Below are 19,790 nucleotides of genomic sequence, written 5' to 3' on the forward strand. Positions count from 1 at the left end.
TTTCAAACTCTCCTTTGTAATAATTGTTGACCCACTCGGGTTCCTTGTTCTGCCACTTTAAATATAAGTGGAGCCCACGACCAGGATTGAACTGGTGACCTCATCCTTACCAAGGATGTACTCTACCGACTGAGCTACGTGGGCTTACATTTCATATAATACCCTATTTATTTTCTTTTGTCAAGACTCGGAGGTTTTTTAAATCACAAGCAGACTTTTTTAATAAAATCTTGCTTTCTCATTTGTTTTGCCTTATAATATAGTAAAGTGGTTTTGTGTTTTTACTCATAAACAAAAGGAGGGAAAAGATGAAAAAAATTCTTTTAATTCTATCAATATTAATGGCCATAAATTTTGCCGCCTGCAAAAAATCCGAATATACAATTGGCGGCGATAAAAATTTCGGCACTATCAAGGATAAAATTGCCAATCCTGACGAAAAGACCATCGCCTTTAACAATGCGGCCGGCCTCAAGGGCTTTGAAGATATCATGGAGGCGTCAAATATTTTAAAGGGCGACATTAATGCAGAAATTTTAAAAGGGGACAATTTAATTTACTCACCCCATTCCGCAAATTCTGTTTATAGTTTACTGGCCCGCTATTCAAAGGCCATGGAAAATGAAGAGGTCTTCCCCGGCTTTCCTATAAAAGACCTCATGACCTATAAACTGCAGCCATCACTGATCGATTCCAGGTCACTATTTCTGCTTAACAGCGAACCAGATACTCACATCAAGGCCTTGGATGGCGATGGGATTTTAAAGGTCGTCGCCTTCCCTAATGAAGCTTCTGACCTGGCAAAAAAATTACAAAATCAAGTCCTAGGCGAGGTCCTCTTGGAACCCGGCTACAAGGACATGGACCTTTCAATTATAAACGCGACCAGGTTTTTCGGCGGCTGGGAAGACGAATTTGACAAAGACCTAACGGCAGATGACAAGTTCAAGACCTTTGATGGAGAGGCAAGAGTCCCCTTTATGAATCAAGAACTCATGGACAAAATCGCCTACCAAACTGAATATTTTACTGCCACTTACAAGGAGGCCAGGGTAGACAAAGAAAGTGCCCGCGTCTACTTTATGGTGCCCAAGGAAGTGGATGGCATAAGCCGTGAAGACCTTTACAAAAAGGCCTTGGAGGACATGGTAGACGCCATTACAAATGAAAAATACTTCGACCGCTATGATGTCATTTTAAAAACGCCAAAGATTGATTTGACTTCTAATATCGACCTCTTTAAAACCATGGAAAAAAATGAGAGGGACTTTGTAAACAAAGACTTTGCCGTTGACCAAAATGTACAAAATCCAAGCGATGAATCCTATAGGACCAAATCTATCAAGCAAGTGGCAAGGCTCAAGATCGATGAGAAAAAAGTTGAAGCCAAAGCCGTGACCATACTGGAAGGAGACCTGACAGCCACACCGATTGATGATGAAAAAATCCTAGAAGTCATCTGCGACAAGCCATATTTTGTTATAATCACCAGCCCCTATAAGGACGGCGAGCTCATAACTTTTATGGCCCTGATTACAAATCCAAAATAAAAAATTTTAAAGAATTTCAAGCAAAAAAATTAGCCGCAAGACCTGCGGCTTTTTTGATGCAATATAATCGTATAATAACCCATTTGATTTTTTGTCAAGACTTGGGTGCTTTTAAGAAAAATCTTGCTTTCTCATTTGTTTTGCCTTATAATATAGTAAAGTAGTTTTGTGTTTTGAATCGCAAACAAAAGGAGGAAAAGATGAAAAAAATTATTTTAATTCTATCAATATTAATTGCCATAAATTTTACCGCCTGCAAAAGAGCTGGCGATGATAATTTTGGCAGAATAAAAGGCGAGGCGATCGAGCCTGATGACAAGACCATAGCCTTTAACAATGCAGCCGGCCTAAAGGGCTTTGAAGATATCATGGAGGCATCCAATATATTAAAGGGCCCGGTAAATGAAGAAATTTTGCAAGGGGCAAACTTGATTTACTCGCCCTATTCTGCAAACTCGGTTTACAGTTTACTGGCCCGTTATTCAAAGGCCATGGAAAATGAAGAAGTCTTCCCCGGCTTTCCTATGAAGGACCTGGTGACCTACAAGCTAAGGCCAAGGCTAATAGATTCCAGATCATTGTTTTTGGTTAATAGTGAGCCGGATACTCCCATCAAGGCCTTGGACGGTGACGGAGTTTTAAAGGTCGTCGGTTTTCCAGACCAAGCTTCTGAACTTGCAAAAAAATTACAAAAAGAGGTCCTGGGCGAGGTCCTCTTGGAACCTGACTACAAGGACATGGACCTTTCAATTATAAATGCAAGCAGATTTTTTGGAGCCTGGGAAGACGAATTTAACAAAGACCTAACGGCAGACGACAAGTTCAAGACCTTTGATGGAGAGGCAAGAGTCTCCTTTATGAATCAAGAGCTTCTGGGCAAAATCGGCTACCAAACTGAATATTTTACCGCCGTCTACAAGGAAGCCAAAGTCGACAAAGAAAGGGCCCGCGTCTACTTTATGGTGCCCAAGGAAGTCGACGGGATGACAAAAGAAGACCTTTACAAGAAGGCCCTGGAGGACATGGTAGACGCCATTACAAATGAAAAACACTTCGACCATTACGATATAATTTTGAAAACGCCAAAGATTGATTTGACTTCTAATATCGACCTCTTAAAAACCATGGAAGCTAGTGGCAGGGGCTTTGTCAATAAAGACTTTGCCGTAGACCAAAATGTTCAAAATCCAAGCATTGAAACCTATAGGACGAGGTCCATCAAGCAAGTGGCTAAGCTCAAGATCGATGAGAAAAAAGTTGAAGCCAAGGCCGTGACCATACTAGATGGAGTCAAGTCAGAACCAGCAATCGAAGAAGTAAAAATCTTGAAAGTCATCTGCGACAAGCCATATTTTGTCATAATCACCAGCCCATCCGTGGACGGCGAACTCATAACTTTTATGGCACTTATCACAAATCCCCAATAAAAAAATTAAGCCGTGAATTTTCGCGGCTTTTTTCTTAAAAACTTTCCTATTATATAAAAGAACTTGCAAGATAACCTGCAAGTTCTTTTTTTTAGTCTTTGAATTTAATTAGGGAAATAAAAATCGTAAGGGCAAATATTAAACAAGCGAAAATTCCATAAAATGGCCTTGCCCTTAAAATTCCCAGATGACCCAGGCCAATTATACAGTAAGAATAAATGGCCAGCCAAAATATGGTAAGAGCCGGATCGGTCAGGCCAATCGAAATCCGCTTGCGATTGTTGATTAGATTTATTATAAGATTTATAAAAATATAAAGCCATAAAACTCCAAAGGCCAAGAAGGAAAACCATTCGTCAGTTAAGTCGTTTAGCTTGAGGGAAATAAAACTCAAAATCCCAACGGTCACCACTCCCATAAGGCCAATTATGATCGCCACCAAAAGATTTTTGACCAGGGACTTTTCCCCCCGCCGCCAATAGGTCTTGGAATAGTAAATGAGGGAGGGCGTTTCAAACATATAGCCCAAAAAATTCACCCAGATAACGGACATAAAAGTGTGGTGGCTGATGAGGATATTGACCTCTCTGCCATCCCAAAACCAAAAGCCGCCCGATAATCGTATGGCCGCCACGTCCAAGAGTAGATCCATGGTCACCACAAAAAATCCAGCTAAGACCGCCGTCTTAAAATCATTCAGCTTAAAACGCTCGGCTAGTCTCAGTGACAAAACAGCAACCGCCCCCCACATAAGGCCGCCAAAAAAGGGAAACTGATAAGGCTCGACGCCCACCATCAGATAATACAAATCAGAATAATGGTAGATATCCGTCAGTCTAACAGCCAAAAGCTCCAGGGCAAAGCCAGCTATGGCCGCCGAAATAAACAAATAAAATTCCCTGGTCAATTTTTTTCTGTAAACATCGACCAGAAAAATACAAACAATAATGTAGCAAATAATTTCAAAAGCGTTGATCCAATTCATCCGCCCACCTCTTTCTATTGCAATTATAACACAAGGTTCACAAAAATTCCCCCACAGACCTATGGCCTTTCGTGTATGAGCCAAAAATTTTTCAGGGCAATGAAAAAACGACCGCCCTAGGTCGTTTTTCGTGGAGATTTAACAATGAAATTGTATTAGCTTTGTCGCCAATAACTATTGCTAGTGCAAGACGGCTAAAACCGGATGCCCCCCTGCAACTACTCTAATTGTACAACGACATTAACTCAAAATTCAAGCGTTATAAGAAAATTTAATAACGATTATAAAGTTATAGAGAAAAATTATAGGCGATGAGTGATTTTTATGTAAATAAAAAGCCCACATAGAAACGTGAGCAGTAAAATTTTATTTAAATGAATACAAATTTGGTGTTCTTTTTTTATATTACAAACACAAACAAATATCCACTTTTAGTATTCGGATTGTAAAGATACAGCTTATAAGTTCCGCCTTCAACAAAATACATAAACTTGCCATCTTCATCAGCTTCCAAATCGCGAATAAAATCCTCGATCTCTGATATATCTTTTATCTTATCTTTGTGATTTTGTTTTATATATTCTAATTTCGGTTTTATATCTTTTAAACTCATCGGCTTATTTTTTTCAAGGTCATTAATTGGCTTAAGCCCTGCCATATCTTTGTTTCCATTTATAGAAAATGAATATATGGTAAACCTATCGTTGCCAAAACCTCTTTCGCTATCATATACTTCGTCTATATCCATTTCATAATCAACAATTTCCTTATAATCTTTATTTTTGCATGAGCTTAAAATTAAAATGCAAAAACATATTAAGATCAAGCACTTAAATAAATGTTTTTTCATTCTTATACACCAATCCTTTTATCCATGTCTATGAGATCAGGAAACATTCCTTTTGGGCAAGACTTTTCGGTCCACATAAAGTGGACCCTACAACCGCAGAGCGATTTTAAGATAAATACCATTTTTAAATGTCTTTGTAAATTAGCTATTCTCTTCTACATTAAATTTGCAAGGGAATTTCGATGAGATTCTTTTCTACATATATACATACAATTTGTTAGAAAAAATTGATGAATTTTTGTAGCTTGAGACTTTTTAGGAATGAGGCGTAGTGAGTCCTACGCCGCAGTGACGAAAAAGTCGAACACTGCAAAAATTCGCAATTTTAGCAACAAATTATTTTTTACCAGGAGCCGGACGAACCTCCTCCCCCGCTTCGTCCTCCCCCTCCGGAGAATCCACCGCCAAAGCCGCCGCCAAATCCACCGCGGCCACCTCTACCACCGTAGTAGGTCCCGCCTCTGAATGGATTAAAGAAGATGCGTGGGCCTCGGCCTCCGCTTTTTAGGAGAAAGAATATTATTAGTAAGAGGATTATAAGTCTAATTGCACTCATGGCGTCTTCTCCGCTATCTGTGGAGACGCCCCTGATGCCTTCGAGCTTGACGCCCAGATAATCCGCAATTAAACCTAAACTTATATTGTAGCCATCCATGATGCCTTGCTCCATGTTGCCGTCTTTGAACTCGGGGATCATGACATTTTGGATAACTTGGTTGGCCCTTTGGGCTGGCATAATTTTCATGAGCCCGTAGCCAACTTCAATCCTAACTTCCCCTTTTGAAGTGGCGGTCTTGGGCTTAACCAAGATCAAAAGACCCTGGTCGTTTTTGTCGCCAATCTCCCACTTCTCAAAGAGCCTGGTCGCATAGGACTCAATAGTCATGTCATTTAAATCATTTACGACCGCCACCACGACTTGGACGCCGGCCTTGTCATAGAGCTCGCTGGAGTGGTCTATGATAAATTTTTTAGACGACTCGGACAAAGTTCCCGTCTCATCGTAAGCGTAAAAATAATAATCTTGGTCGGGAAGTGAGTCATAGTCGAAATCACTTATCCTGTCCGCATTTATGGAAAATGTAAATATCATCATAAATGCCAGCAAAATATTTATAAATTTTTTCATCATTCACTCCCCTCCTTTCTTTGTGTATAAATCTCGTCCTCGCGGCATCGAGCCTGCTCGTACGAGGTGTCCACAATAAAGTGGACGGTACATGGCTACAAAAGCGTTCGTATGTTATATCCTCGACCACGGGGCATCGAACCCCGTGTTCAAGATGGCTTCGCCTTACTTTTAGGGCAAGACTTTTCGGTCCACATAAAGTGGACCCTACACGCTTCGCGTTATTTTTTTTAAATTTCACTTGCCTTTTCTACACATAATTTGTTAGATAAAATTGATGGATTTTTGTAGCTTGAGACTTTTTAGGAATGAGGCGTAGTAGAGCCTACGCCGCAGTGACGAAAAAGTCGAACACTGCAAAAAGGCGCAATTTTAGCAACAAATTATTCAAATTATTTGTTGAAGTCCACCTTTGGGGTCTCCCTTTCCGCTTCCGATATTTGGAAATATTCCCTAGGTGAAAAGCCAAACATGCCTGCGATCAATTTCTTCGGGAATCTCTTGACGTCTTGGTTGAAAACCTTGACCTTGTCATTATAGCGCATTCTTTCGGTTGAAAGTTCGTTTTCAATCGATGAAAGTTCAGCTTGGAGGGCCATAAAGTTTTCGTTGGCCTTGAGTTCTGGATAATTTTCCACAACTACATTGATATCGCCAATAGCCCTTGACAGTTCAGCGTTTGCCTCTGCTGCTTCTTCAGGAGTCTTGGCATCCAAAACCTTGCTTCTGGCCTCGGTCACCTTGATAAAAATATCTTCTTCATGTTGGGCGTAGCCCTTGACCGTTTCAACTAAATTTGGAATGAGGTCTGCCCTCTTCTTCAATACATTTTCAACTTGGGCCCATGCAGAGTCAACCTCTTCATTTTGGCCAACAAGACCATTGTACATGCCAGCAAAAATTGCAACCAGCACAACAATTACTATTATAATAGGTAAAAATTTTTTCATAATTATCTTCCTTTCTATATTAAATATCTTATAGCTATTATTACCCAATTTTTTATAGAATAATTAAATGGCAAAAATCGGCCTAATCAAAGGCAAACCGACGGCATGTACTATCCAAACAGTGAATTTACTGTAGAAGAACTAGCTCTTCTCCTAGACAAAATAATCACATGGATTGAAAACAACTAAAAATTGCTAGCGAACAATTACAAATCGCAGGCAAACGAAAAGACGCCCCCACGGCGTCTTTTTTATGTGCAATTATATATATTTTTATCGTAAAAGCTATCTTTTCTTAATTTTTCCATATACAAAAAACACAAACATTCCTACAAGCGCTGCAATTATAATCGCTCCACCTGGTTTGATGTCATAATAATAAGATGCGGTAATCCCTGTCATCATATAGATTATGCCAAGTATAATTGTTGTGATTAGGGTTTGCTTATAAGATCTTGCTACAATGAGGGTGGTTGCAACTGGTAAAACGATCAGAGATGTTACCATAAGTGCACCAACAAGTTTTACTGCCATGGCAATCGTAACTGCACTTAAAAGCGTAAATACGGCATTAATCCACTTTACATTAACGCCCGAGAGCCTTGCAGTGTTGTGGTCAATTGCAATTGCAAGTAGGCCTGCGTATTCCTTGATACTTGCAAAAAGTACAAGCACAAACACAATCGCTACATTTATGACATCTGTTGTTGTAACTGATGCAATGCTTCCAAATAAATATGATTCAAAGCTAGTACCTCCCGGTGCAAAGTCTGACAAAATCGACGCAAGCCCAAGGCCAATGCTCATTATAATTGCCGTCGCCATATCGCCATATTGAGGAAAGCGATGACGAATATTTTCAATTAAATAAGCCGCAAAAATACATATAATAACCATTCCAATCAAGGGGTCGAAGCCAAGTATGAGTCCCATGCCTACACCTGCAAGAGCGCTGTGAGAAAGGGCGTCACCAATCATCGAAGTTTTTCGATTAACCATTACAACGCCAATAGCAGGCACCATTATAGATAGAAAAAATCCAACTAAAAGAGCCTTGCGCATAAAAGCATATTCTAACATTTTTCTCCCCCCTTAAACTTTTTTACAAGCACACCGTCTTGAATTTCGTATGTGCTATCAACATTTGCAAACTCCATAACTTCGTCAAGCTCATGGGTAACGAGAATTATCGTGAGATTTTTGTCGTCATTTAGTTTTTGAATCGACTTTAAAAACGCATGGCGACTTGCCTCATCAACGCCAGCTGTAGGCTCGTCCAAAATCAAAATCTTAGGATTATTGATCATGGCACGCGCAATCATCGCACGTTGCTGCAGACCGCCTGACAGCTCGTTAATGGGTTTGTTCTTGTGTTCCAATAAACCCAAATACTCCAAAATCTCATCAGCTTTTTTGTATTGGGCAGCTTTTGCAAATTTTAAAAAACCAAACTCGCTGTACAGATTGAGCACGACCATCTCACGCGCAGTAATTGGAAAAGCAATCTTTTGCGCAACACTCATCTGCGGTACATAACCAATATCGTGATAATCCTTGTAATCTGCAATATTTTTACCTAAAATTTCAACATATCCAGTTTGTGGCTTCAATTCACCAAGCAAGTTTTTTATAAAAGTAGACTTACCACTTCCGTTGCTTCCAATAATTACAACAAACTCGCCCTCTTTGATCTCGAGATTTATATCTTTTAAAACCTGATTTTCTCCATAACTGAAATTTAAATCTCTTATCTCAATACTATTCATCACTTAGCTCCTCATATAAATTTTCAAGATTCATTCGCATCAAATCAATATAACTCATCGAGTCAATACCAACACCCGGAAGAGCGTATTCCATACTTGCCAGCGAACTTACTTTACCTCCATCAAGCTCCTCTGCAATTACCCGTGCAATAGATTTTGGAGCACCGTACTCTGTAAAAATCGTCTTGATACCAGCTTTTTTTGCATAATCAATCGCACGCACCATTGACCTAATACTTGGATCATCAATGCTTGTAAGACCTTGAAGAGGATATTGGACTAGATTTAAATCCCTAGCCAAATATTGAAAGGCATAATGGATGACAATAAACTCTCGTTTATCAAGCTCTTTAAACTTATCCCTAAACTCATTTTGCATCAAATTCAAAGTATCGACCGCATTAAAACGCCTCGAGTCAATCATAAACTTTTTATTTGGGACGAGCTTTGTAATCTCACGGGCAATAGTGTTTAAATAAGCCTTTGCATTGTTAAGCGATAGCCATGAGTGCGGATCGTATGTGATTTTATCAACACCTTGACTGCTCCCCCTCAAAAGCTCGGTACCAACGAGCTCCTCATCGTCCAAGCCGACAAATTTGTAGGACAAAATATCCTCCGGCAGTCTATCAGCAAATACAATCCACTTCCCCGTCTCAGGCAATTCATAATGAAGCTCACCCGATTCGTGACGCATCTTTATCCTATAAACTTTTTCATCTTCAATATCTAAATTGGTATCTTGACGTACTTCCACACCTACATCTTCCATCAGCTTCTTTCCAAGATTTACAAGTTCGTCTTGAGACATTGTGCCATCATCTTTTTTGAAAACCAAACGCAAATAGTCTTCATGAGTGTGGCCAAATAAAATATTATTCGTCTTGTCCTTGAAATCATAGCGCGTCATCAATTGAAAATCACCAAGACTTGCCGCACCAGTATAGCTAATCAAGTCGACATTGTCAGATAGCCTGACAATCTTTAAGTCCGGTAAATTCTCTTGAACCTTATCAACCCATCTCTCTGCATTCGCCCCATTAATAATAAGCAAGTCCGCTTCTGATAAACGCTTGATATCGCGAGGCGTCGGTTGCCAGTCATGCACAGTCGCACTTGTCGGCATAAAACTCTTTAGTTCAACATCATCCGCCGCAATCATTTTTGTAAGATCATATATAGGAAAAAAAGAAGCGTACACTAAAGGTTTTTCTTTGGTGCCGCTTCCATCTTCAATGTTTCTACACGAAACTAATGTGAAAAGTACAAGGAAAAAACCAATTAAAAAAAATTTCCCCCTTTTCATCTAGAACCCAATTATTCTGTTAACTCTTCAGCAACATCTTCACTTGATGTTGAAGTACGAACATAAGTTGGATATAGCTTGCTGTCTTCATCTTTAATTTCTTCAATTGAATCAGCAAACCTTGTATGATAGTGGGCAAGGTGATCTTCACCGTGAATTTGCATAAGACCAACCAATGGCTTAACATCCTTTGATTCAGTTTCAAATACAAACCAGTTTAAAGTCTTGCTGCCATGTTGAACTTCAAGAATATCTTTTAAAACATATTTTGCAGATGCAATTTCTTTACCTTCTCCAACTTTTCCATCATAGAAAGTAATTGTGTCGCCATCAATTGATAACCCCTTGTAATCTGTCTTTCTACGAACATCGATATTTGCGATGAATTCTTCAACTGTAATATTTTCTTCTTTTGCAGCATTTTCAATAGCCTCTTTAACAACTGGATCGTCATAGTAAGCATCTACTGAGTTCCAATCGCCCTTCCACATATCAAGAGAAACATCTTCTTTGTTGATTTCTGCATGATCGTGGTCATGATCGTGATCGTGATCGTCTTTCTTTTCTTCTGTCTTAGCTTCTTGCTTTACCTCAGCCTTTGGCTCAGCGGCTTTTTCTGCTGGCTTTGAGCAGGCTGATACTAATCCAGTTAGAACAATAAGCCCTGCTAGTAAAAATCTTTTTAAATTATTCATAAAAACCTCCTTGTGATATGTTTTTTGATAATGATTATCAATATCACATAACAACCATTATAAGCCATGACTAACTATAAGTCAATAGAAAATGTAAATATTAAAATAATTTAATTATTGATACATGCTCATATCTAGGTGTATATGGCCTTTTATAAGTTGCGATAAACACCTAAACATATAAAGCTTATAATATAATTTTATTCACTCTACGACTTAGGCTTGTAATCCCGATCTAACTTTTATATAAATGCCAATCACCAAGAACAATTATTTTTTACAAAAAAAATCTATATACTCATCCTAAATAGATGTAAATATTAATTAGCAAAACTTTCCCATCAAAAAAAGCAATCAAAATTTAATGATTGCTTTCTTGTCATCTCTATACAAAATTTGCTAGATAAAATTGATGGATTTTTGGCTTTTGAGGCGAGACTTTTCTCATCAACGTGGGCAAAAAATTTATTTTCTTGGGCAACAAGTTGCGTGAGATAAACCTCGATCGCGGGACATCGAGTCTCCGCGTTCGAGATGTCTGGGATAAACCAGACGCTACATGGCTACAAAAACATTCGTAGGGAAAACTTATCTTCTCTCAACTTTTCTCCCTCTCTAAATTTGCGAGGAAAAACAAATTATCTTCTCTATACAAAATTTGTTAGATAAAATTGATGGATTTTTGTAGCATTAAAATTATCTCTCTACTTTTACATCTCTCTAAATTTGCGAGGAAATTTCGATGAGAAAGGCGCAGTGCAGAATTTTTGCGAGTGAGGTGTACAAATGGTACTCCGCAACGAGCAAACAATTCGAAACAAGCCTTTATCGCGAAATTAACCGCAAATTTTGCAACAAATTATTCTGAAGTGTACCATTTGGCCTGTGCTTCGACCATTGAGAAGTATTCGCCCTTTCTCTCCATCAACTCCTCATGCGTTCCCCTCTCACTGACTCTGCCCCCATTCATGACGATGATTTCGTCGGCAATTCTGGCGGATCCAATTCTGTGAGTTATTAGTAAACCAATTTTGCCTTCAGAGATTTCGCGGAGTTTATTATAGAGTGCAGATTCTTCCAGCGGGTCTATGGCTGCTGTTGGTTCGTCGAAGGCGATTATGTCGCGGTCGCGGTAGACGCCACGAGCGATTGCCACCCTTTGCCATTGGCCACCAGAGAGATCGACGCCGTGGAAGTCCCGGGCCAAAACTGTAGATCCTCCTTGAGGAAAGATTGCCATATCTTCTGATAGGCCAGCTTTTTCTAGAGCTCCCTTGTAGGATTCATTTTTATTTAGGTCTGAGATTTCTATGTTTTCATCCAGTTGCATTTTGTATTTATAATAGTCTTGGAAGATGGCGCTTGCTTTTTCCCTAAGGTTGGGTCCTATAATTTCCTGATTCATTTTATCGTAGAATTTTATACTCCCTTCCCCGCTATCATATAGGCCAAGGATTAATTTTAAGAGGGTCGACTTGCCTGACCCGTTTTCCCCAACTATTGCGAGTAATTTATTTTTCTCTAGGTCTAGGTTAACATCTTTTACTGCATAGTCTTCAGCTTTTGGATATTTAAATGACAGATTTCTTACAGATATTTTTTCTATATCTGTAAGATTTTTTCCAATTTCCTGGTCTGGTTCATTCATTAACTGCAAGTAAAATTCTATACCGCTATATCTCTCCGCTATTGGTTGGAAGAAATTGGTCAAAAATTCTTCAATCATTTTAAACATAAATTCCATTGACCCAATTGTGGCTGCTAAAAATCCCGCATCCGCATCACCCAAGAGGGTGGCTCGAACTATCAGATAAATTACTCCGACATATGCACTTGCAGATACTAGTTGCAGGAGGGTTTCTATTATAAATATTTTTAAATTTGCCTTTAGCTTTAAGCTTTTTACGGCTTCCCATCCAGTTTTGTACTTTCCGTACAAGAAATTATAAAAACCTCCCATACGCATTTCTTTGGCAGCTGGCCCCACAATGTATTTTCTGTACTCATCACGAACTCTGGTTATTTGGGTTTCTTCTTTGCGCATTTTCACAAATATTTTTACCTTGACAAAATAAGCCAAAATCGCTGGTAGCAAGAGCAGTGGAAAGATTAAGGCCAAACTTGCATTTTTGCCTGCCATGTAGACTGTTGGAATGATAAAAAGTGGTAGGTATCCAGCTATGCTCATTATCAAAAGGACCAAGAAAAGGATGACGTCTTGAGCCCCTGCCCTTGCCCTTGAAAGCTTCAAGAGATTGTCTGGGTCTTCAAAATAGAGGGGCTTTAAAGTTTTTATCTTCCTCATCATATTGTTTTCTATGACCTTGTAGCCAGATTGGATAAACTTGTTAATGTAGAAATTTACAACTGCATTTATAATTTGTTGAAATATTATAAATGAGAAGAATATTCCCATCCACAGGGCAACAGTTTGGACTGGCCCGCCATTTATATACTCATTTACATATTGGAAAAATTTTGCCTGAACAATTATATTTAATCCCAAAAATGTCGATTGTAAAAAAGATGATATTAAAGTCATCCAAAAGTCTTTGGAGTTTTTCTTTAACATAGGTTTTAATGCGATTGGTGTAACATCTTTAAATGTTTTAAAAAATTTCTTTAGACCCTTCATTATAAATACCATTCCTTTTGTGAGTTATACATTTCAAAATAATCTCCCTCCAAAGCCATCATTTCTCCATGTGTGCCGTGCTCATAAACCTTGCCATCTTTAAACAAAAATATTTCGTCGCTAAGCGAAGTGGACCCCAACCTGTGTGAAATAAAGACGGTTGTGCGGCCACTGGTTAGCTTGCCCATTTTATGGTAAAGCTTGGATTCAGTTGTTGGGTCCATAGCGGCAGTTGGCTCGTCAAGAACTATAACTGGAGAATCGGATACAACCGCACGAGCTAAGGCTATTCTCTGTCTTTGACCGCCAGATAAATCTGCTCCCTCTTGGTCCAGCTTGCCAATTTCAGTTTCGATGCCGTCCGGCAACTTGTCAACCATATCCCTCAAATCCAAATCGTCAATGGTTTCATCGACTTTTGCTTCCCGATTCTCATATCCCATAGCAATATTGTTTCTAATGCTTGTTCCAAAAATCGTGTAATCTTGGAAGATTGCAGAGAAATACGCCCTCCTCTTGGCAAGAGGAATTGTACGAGCGTCTACTCCATTTATCAAAATTTCCCCATCATAATTATCATAAAGACCAAGCATCAGCTTTATAACTGTAGATTTACCGCTACCATTAGCACCTACCAATGAATAGTGACGGCCCTTATCAAATCTAAAACTCATACCCTTTAGGATTTCACGATCTGTACCCGGATAAGTAAAATGAACGTCCTTAAATTCTATAGATTCAAAATCAGGAACTTCATTTGGTCTAACGAGAGCATTCTCTTCCTCGTCAAAGGACATAAATTTAAAGAAGTCATTGAAAAATAATTTAGCGGTTGTAAATCCATCCATAACCTGGGGCACAGTCCAGCCAACGCTTTGAACAAGGGCAGTAATAAGACCGATCAAGGATGAATAAATACCAAAACTAATAAGGCCAGCCCTTAAAGGTTGTAAAAGAATAATAGCTACTGAAAGCACAATAAAAGAAAAAACAACTGACCCAGCCTTGCTTCTAATAAACCAGTCACGCATAACCTTAAACTTAGCATCGTGAATTTGCATAAACTTATCTAGGTCTTTTTCGTTGTAATGGTCGGAATAGTCAAATAAGTAACGCTCTTTTGCGGCCTCCTTGCTCAAGAGCACCTCATCAAGACTATCGACATACCTCTTTTTGTCATTCAAAGACTTGTCTTCCTCATAAGTCTTCTTAGCACCCTTCTTGGCCAGCCACAAAAGCGGCATAACAATTACCAAAGTAACCGGCACAATCCACCAAACATACCTAGTAATGGTAATCATAGCCGACACAACTGTAAAACCTACAATAAACATCTGCTGGTAAGTCATAATCACATTTGAAAATTGTGACAAAGTATCCTTATCAACCTGCTTTATAAGATCCAAAGATTCATTATCCTCAAGCCGCCAATACTTTAACTTTGTATGCTTATCGATAATCATCTCATTCAAAACACCCTCAAGCTTAACGTTAATAACAGATGATAGCCATTCCAAAAGCGGTTTGGAAATCATCTGATAAGCCATAAGGGCACACAAAATTCCCGCATACTTAAATACTAAAGACAGATCATCCATCTTTCCAACTTGGTCAATAACAGCATCAACTGTAAGACCCATAAAAATTGCAATGGCAGTTGGGCTAAGACCCCTAAGAATTGTAAAAACAACGTGAAAAATCACTGCCAGAGGAGCAGTTTTAAAAATCAGGCCATAACCCTTTAAACTAGCCCCCTTAACCTTTTCATCTTTCTCTTTCATAATCCCTCTCCTTTTGTTTTATTTTTAATACGCCATATGTATGGCAGAAATGTTGCAAATTTAATCTCGTCCTCGCGGCATCGAGCCCGCTCGTACGAGGTGTCTGGGATAAACCAGACGGTACATGGCTACATAAATATCCGTAGCCTACATCCTCGATCACGGGGCATCGAACCCCGTGTCCGAGATGGCCGGGATAAACCACGGCCGCTACCTCCGTTCTTATTAATATTTATTATGTTAATAACATTCAGATATTAAAAATTTATCTTCAACGGCCACAAAATTTTTGCCTTTCTCATAATTTAAAATAATTTTATCTTCTCAATATTTTTCTCTCATGATTTGCAAAGTAAAATTTAATAATTAAATCTAACGGCCACAATGCTTTTGTTATTCTCATAATTTCGTAGGAAAATTTGATGAGAAAGGCGCAGTACAGAATTTTTGCGAATGAGGTGTACAGATGGTACTCCGCAATGAGCAAACAATTCGAAACAAGCCTTTATCGCAAATTTAACACGAAATTATTCGTATTGCGGCTATTGGCAAACCCATAATGTTGTAATAATCTCCGCTTATCTCTTGGATAAAATACGCCCCCCTATCCTGTATCCCGTACGCCCCCGCCTTGCCTGTGGAATAACCATCCCTCACATAGGCTTTGGCAAAGGCCAGATAATTATCATCCATGGGGATAAAACGAACTGTGGATGTAACCGTTTTGTTAATTATATCATATTTACCTATAATAGCAAAACCCGTTAAGACTTCATGGCTTTTACCTGCTAGAGATTTTAGCATTTCAAGAGCATCCTCATCATCCTTGGGCTTGCCCAGCGGCTTATCTGCAAAGACCATAGTGTCGGCCGCCAAAATAATCTCTTCGTCGCCAACTTTTTCTTGAATAGCCTTGGCCTTTGCCAAAGCCAAAGCCTTCAAGCACTCTTCACGTTCATTTTTGTCCGCCAAATCATATTTATTTCTAATAATATCCTCGTCAATGTCCGGCGCCATTGTCACAAAATTAATGGCAAACATTTCAAGAATTTCCTTTCGCCTGGGCGAAGATGATGCTAAAATCATAAAGCCTCCTAAATATTTTTTATTTATTATGCTTTATTATATCACAATTATATCAAAAAAAAAAATAAGTCCAGTCAAATGAGCAAAACATTATCTAGTGCGGATTAATATCAGCATATCTTAAGTGCCTTTCCTAATCAATTTAAATTAAGCACAAATAAAAACACGCTCTGAAGCGTGTTATATCTTCCATATAATATTTTTTATTCCGTCATCTGTTGTTGTGACTTGCGATTTTACTCCATAGAGCTTGTAGATCATCTCGTCGGTAATTATTTCCTCAGGCGTGCCTTGGGCGATGAGCTGGGAGTTTTTTAAACAATAAAGGTAATCGCAAAACATGAGTGACAAATTTATATCGTGGAGGGCGGCGACTGCAGTTTTTTTCGAGTCTCTTACGAGTTTCAAAAGCTCCAGCTGGTATTTAATATCCAAATGATTTGTGGGTTCGTCCAAAATTAAAATTTCACTCTCCTGGCAAAAGGCGCGTGCAAGTTGGACTCTTTGGCGCTCCCCACCAGATAAGCTGGACAAGAACCTGTCTTCCTTGCCCTCCATGCCAACCATGTTAATGGCTGCTTGGACAATTTCCTTGTCGTGCTTGTTGTCCCTCTCCATAAATTTTTTGTGGGGGCTGCGACCAAGCATTACCATTTCATAAACCGTAAAATCGAAATTCATATCGTTTATCTGACTCATGACGGCGAGCTTTTTTGCACTATCCCTTACCTTTATGTCCTGCAAGTTTTTGCCATCAATAATAATATTTCCCGTATAATTTTTGTTGGCCCTGTAAATACACCTTAGGATTGTCGACTTGCCCGACCCGTTTGGCCCGATAATTGCGACAAACTTTTTATCTTCAATTTTCAAATTTATATCTTTTATAAGGGTTTTGCCATTAATTCTATAAGAAAGATTCTCTGTAATAATCATTAATTCCTCCTAAAAGATTTTGTGATAATTAAATATATAAATAACGGTGCGCCTATGAGAGCTACAACAACTCCTGTGGGCAACTCTGTGGATGGAATGAGGACGCGCGAAGCTATGTCCGCCCAGATTAAAAGGATGGAACCCAAGATTGCAGACAAAAACACCAGCTTTTTATGGCTGTTGCCCACAATAAATCTGGCTACGTGGGGGATGATGAGGCCAATAAAGCCTATAATCCCGCTTACATAGACTACAAAACCAATCATTATACTTATGATAAGTAGGTAGATGTGCCTTAGCTTGTTTAGGTTAACACCCATGGTGATGGCGATGTCGTCGCCCAAAAGTGCCAGGTCCAAATTCCTGTGCTGGGTGAAAAATACAAGCGTACAGAGGAAAATGATGGGGGCAATCCTTGTGAGGTTTTCCCACTTGGCCCCTGCCAAAGATCCCATGAGCCAAAAAGTTAGTTCACGCGAGGCCTCACGATTTGATGATAAAAATATTAAAACCGAGGACAGGGTGTTCATGGCAGTTGAAAGGGCAATACCCGAAAGCAGGAGTTTGGATGTCGACGATTGCGAGCCGATGTTGGACAAAACTACAACCATAATTGCAATGGCAAATGCTCCAATAAAGGCACATACACCAATGGCATTTGATCCGAAAATCCTATTTATGCCAAGGGTAATGCCCAGGGTTGCTCCAAAAGTTGCGCCCGAACTTATGCCGAGCACATAGGGGTCTGCAAGAGGGTTTTTAACTACAGCCTGCATTACAAGACCCGACACGCCAAGGCTCATACCAACAACAAGGGCAAGGATAAGTCTGGGCAGACGTATAAGGTAAATGATGTCAAAATCTTGTGGGCGAATTCCACTAACATCAACGCCAAAACCGATCTTGGACAAGATAATTTTTAAAACATGGTTAAAATTGATTTTGGCATAGCCAATATTTACGCCCAAGATAATAGAAATGGCTAATACTACAAGTAATATTAGCATTAGCCATCTAAATTTTTTATCTTTCATTATAAAGTCCGTTTACGATAGTGTCGATACCATCGGCTGTTCTAACGCCAGATGAATATACTTCACTAAGCATAATTGGATAAACGCGGCCATTTTTTACAGCGTCCAAGGATTGCAATTGTGGGTTATTTAAAATCTTTTCTTTTTCGCCATCCCTAAGCTTTTCATCTCCAAAGTAAACTGTAAAAATAACTTCTGGATTATGTTCGATCAATTCTTCCAGACCAAACTTACCATTCTTATCAAAAACCAATTTAGCTCCAGCCAAGCTTGCAATGTTTCCTCCGATTGAATCCTCACCGTAATTTCTGAATTGGTTGTCGCCTTCAATTTCTAAAATAACAGCAGTAACTGGCTCTCTGGACTCTGAAAGTTTTTGACCTTCAGCAATCTTCTTTTCCATTTCAGAAATCAAAGTCTCTGCTTCTTCGTTTTTGTTAAAAATTTTGCCAAGGGTTCTGATGTCTTGGTATTCATATTCCAATTTGTCTGGCTTCATGATGCCACTGTTTAAATTAATATAGGTCTTAACACCCCTGTCATGCCAAAACTTAACATCGCCAAGAGTTTTATCACGGAAATAACTGGACCATGAAATAATCATATCAGGAGCCATATCAAGAACGGCCTCCTTTGACGGGGCTTTTTCAAAATACTGAACCTTATCAAATTGGTCCTTCCACTCATCCTTTACAGGTACGTCTAGCATTGCGTTTGCAATAACCCTATCGCCAAGGCCAAGGGCAAGCATATTTTCAATTGCAGATTGGTAAACACACAAGACCTTTTCAGGTGCCTTGTCAAAAGTAAGTTCGATTTTTTCTCCATCAGCACTGTAAGTCTCAACAGTTACTGGGTAGTAATCGTCTTTGGCCTCAGTCTTTTCTTCGGCTTTTTCATCTTTCTTTTCTTCAGCTTTTTCGTCTTGCTTTTCTACCTTTTCTTCTTGCTTAGGCTCTTCAACCTTTTTTTCGTCAACCTTGCTGCAAGCTGCAAATGAAAAAACAAGGGCAAGAGCAAGCAAGAGTGCGAAAATTCTTCTCAAATTTGTCATAAAAAAATCCTCCTTAAAAATATAGAGGAAGTTAAAATAAACTTCTCTATCTTTCGTAAAGAAATTACATGTGAAAGGTATCCTGACTCTTTGCCTCGAACAAATACATCCCTTCCCGTCAAGTGAGATGCACCCTCGGCTTTTACAGTGGCGAAGACCGTGTGGCTTAAACCAACTTCCCTTTTGCTCACACATTAAATTGTTTACAGGGAGATTATAGCACAAAATTTCTCAAAGAACAAACAACAAATGAGCACATATTTAATTTATAATGTATAACTTTTAGGGCAAAATTTTTCGGTCCACATTCTCCTCAGACTCTTGCAACCAATCAAACAAAATTTTTTGTCCGAAATTCTCCTCAGACTCTTGTCCTCAATCGTTCTTCCCTTCGGTCTAACGATTGAACAAGAGGTTGCGTGAGTCAACGCTTGCCAATCATCTTCACGCTTTCGCGTTCGATTCTTGGGCGTGGCTGCAATCGGACGCTACAGAAATTTTGTTTTCTTGGACAAGAGGTTGCGTGAGTCACTGCATACCAATCGGTCAATTTCTTGGCGACCATTTCAGGATCGCCGCTACGGGAAATTGACCTCTTGGGCAGGG

General features: G+C 39.2%; 16 protein-coding genes, 1 tRNA gene and 1 riboswitch. Of the genes, 2 read left to right on the forward strand and 15 right to left on the reverse strand.

Annotated elements, in window-relative coordinates:
• Window positions 1-68: 68 nt before the first annotated feature.
• Window positions 69-144: transfer RNA gene (locus AC6FXG_RS07085), tRNA-Thr, on the reverse strand.
• 164 nt (window positions 145-308) lie between these two features.
• On the opposite strand from AC6FXG_RS07085, the gene AC6FXG_RS07090 reads away from it, so the two are divergent.
• Complete coding sequence (locus tag AC6FXG_RS07090; protein ID WP_500572125.1) at window positions 309-1,550, forward strand: serpin family protein; 1,242 nt, start codon at window positions 309-311, stop codon at window positions 1,548-1,550.
• A gap of 200 nt (window positions 1,551-1,750) precedes the next feature.
• Window positions 1,751-2,977, forward strand: a complete 1,227-nt coding sequence (locus AC6FXG_RS07095) for a serpin family protein (RefSeq protein ID WP_500572126.1) — start codon at window positions 1,751-1,753, stop codon at window positions 2,975-2,977.
• Window positions 2,978-3,068: 91 nt separating this feature from the next.
• Here the strand turns inward: AC6FXG_RS07095 and AC6FXG_RS07100 are convergent, their stop codons facing one another.
• The 14 genes from AC6FXG_RS07100 to AC6FXG_RS07165 all read right to left on the reverse strand — a co-directional run bounded on the left by AC6FXG_RS07100 (window position 3,069) and on the right by AC6FXG_RS07165 (window position 19,184).
• Complete coding sequence (locus AC6FXG_RS07100) at window positions 3,069-3,962, reverse strand: carotenoid biosynthesis protein (RefSeq protein WP_500572127.1); 894 nt, start codon at window positions 3,960-3,962, stop codon at window positions 3,069-3,071.
• 400 nt (window positions 3,963-4,362) lie between these two features.
• Window positions 4,363-4,812, reverse strand: coding sequence for a hypothetical protein (locus AC6FXG_RS07105; protein WP_500572128.1), 450 nt, complete (start codon window positions 4,810-4,812; stop codon window positions 4,363-4,365).
• Window positions 4,813-5,155: 343 nt separating this feature from the next.
• Window positions 5,156-5,944 carry a TPM domain-containing protein gene (locus AC6FXG_RS07110; protein WP_500572129.1) on the reverse strand — a complete coding sequence of 263 codons (789 nt, stop codon included), beginning with the start codon at window positions 5,942-5,944 and terminating at the stop codon, window positions 5,156-5,158.
• Window positions 5,945-6,333: 389 nt separating this feature from the next.
• Window positions 6,334-6,891 (reverse strand): LemA family protein, encoded by a 558-nt coding sequence (locus AC6FXG_RS07115; RefSeq protein ID WP_500572130.1) that lies wholly within the window; start codon window positions 6,889-6,891, stop codon window positions 6,334-6,336.
• A 285-nt stretch (window positions 6,892-7,176) separates the two neighbouring features.
• Window positions 7,177-7,971, reverse strand: a complete 795-nt coding sequence (locus AC6FXG_RS07120) for a metal ABC transporter permease (protein WP_500572131.1) — start codon at window positions 7,969-7,971, stop codon at window positions 7,177-7,179.
• Complete coding sequence (locus tag AC6FXG_RS07125; protein WP_500572132.1) at window positions 7,965-8,657, reverse strand: metal ABC transporter ATP-binding protein; 693 nt, start codon at window positions 8,655-8,657, stop codon at window positions 7,965-7,967. Before AC6FXG_RS07125 ends, AC6FXG_RS07120 begins: the two co-directional genes overlap by 7 nt.
• Window positions 8,650-9,858 carry a metal ABC transporter solute-binding protein, Zn/Mn family gene (locus AC6FXG_RS07130; protein WP_500572133.1) on the reverse strand — a complete coding sequence of 403 codons (1,209 nt, stop codon included), beginning with the start codon at window positions 9,856-9,858 and terminating at the stop codon, window positions 8,650-8,652. The genes AC6FXG_RS07125 and AC6FXG_RS07130 overlap by 8 nt, the downstream gene beginning before the upstream one ends.
• A 116-nt stretch (window positions 9,859-9,974) precedes the next feature.
• Window positions 9,975-10,658, reverse strand: a complete 684-nt coding sequence (locus AC6FXG_RS07135; protein ID WP_500572134.1) for a ZinT/AdcA family metal-binding protein — start codon at window positions 10,656-10,658, stop codon at window positions 9,975-9,977.
• An 859-nt stretch (window positions 10,659-11,517) separates the two neighbouring features.
• Complete coding sequence (locus AC6FXG_RS07140; protein ID WP_500572135.1) at window positions 11,518-13,305, reverse strand: ATP-binding cassette domain-containing protein; 1,788 nt, start codon at window positions 13,303-13,305, stop codon at window positions 11,518-11,520.
• Window positions 13,293-15,074 carry an ABC transporter ATP-binding protein gene (locus tag AC6FXG_RS07145; protein ID WP_500572136.1) on the reverse strand — a complete coding sequence of 594 codons (1,782 nt, stop codon included), beginning with the start codon at window positions 15,072-15,074 and terminating at the stop codon, window positions 13,293-13,295. The genes AC6FXG_RS07140 and AC6FXG_RS07145 overlap by 13 nt, the downstream gene beginning before the upstream one ends.
• 516 nt (window positions 15,075-15,590) lie before the next feature.
• Complete coding sequence (locus AC6FXG_RS07150) at window positions 15,591-16,160, reverse strand: Maf family protein (RefSeq protein ID WP_500572137.1); 570 nt, start codon at window positions 16,158-16,160, stop codon at window positions 15,591-15,593.
• A 180-nt stretch (window positions 16,161-16,340) separates the two neighbouring features.
• Window positions 16,341-17,096, reverse strand: a complete 756-nt coding sequence (locus AC6FXG_RS07155; RefSeq protein WP_500572138.1) for an ABC transporter ATP-binding protein — start codon at window positions 17,094-17,096, stop codon at window positions 16,341-16,343.
• Entirely contained in the window at window positions 17,096-18,130 is a 1,035-nt protein-coding gene (locus AC6FXG_RS07160) for a FecCD family ABC transporter permease (RefSeq protein ID WP_075574384.1), read from the reverse strand. The genes AC6FXG_RS07155 and AC6FXG_RS07160 overlap by 1 nt, the downstream gene beginning before the upstream one ends.
• A complete protein-coding gene (locus AC6FXG_RS07165; protein ID WP_500572139.1) occupies window positions 18,120-19,184 on the reverse strand; it encodes an ABC transporter substrate-binding protein in 1,065 nt (354 codons plus the stop codon). Before AC6FXG_RS07165 ends, AC6FXG_RS07160 begins: the two co-directional genes overlap by 11 nt.
• Window positions 19,185-19,239: 55 nt before the next feature.
• Window positions 19,240-19,393, reverse strand: a riboswitch (cobalamin riboswitch).
• Window positions 19,394-19,790: the final 397 nt, after the last annotated feature.

The sequence above is a fragment of the Ezakiella massiliensis genome, assembly GCF_059862345.1.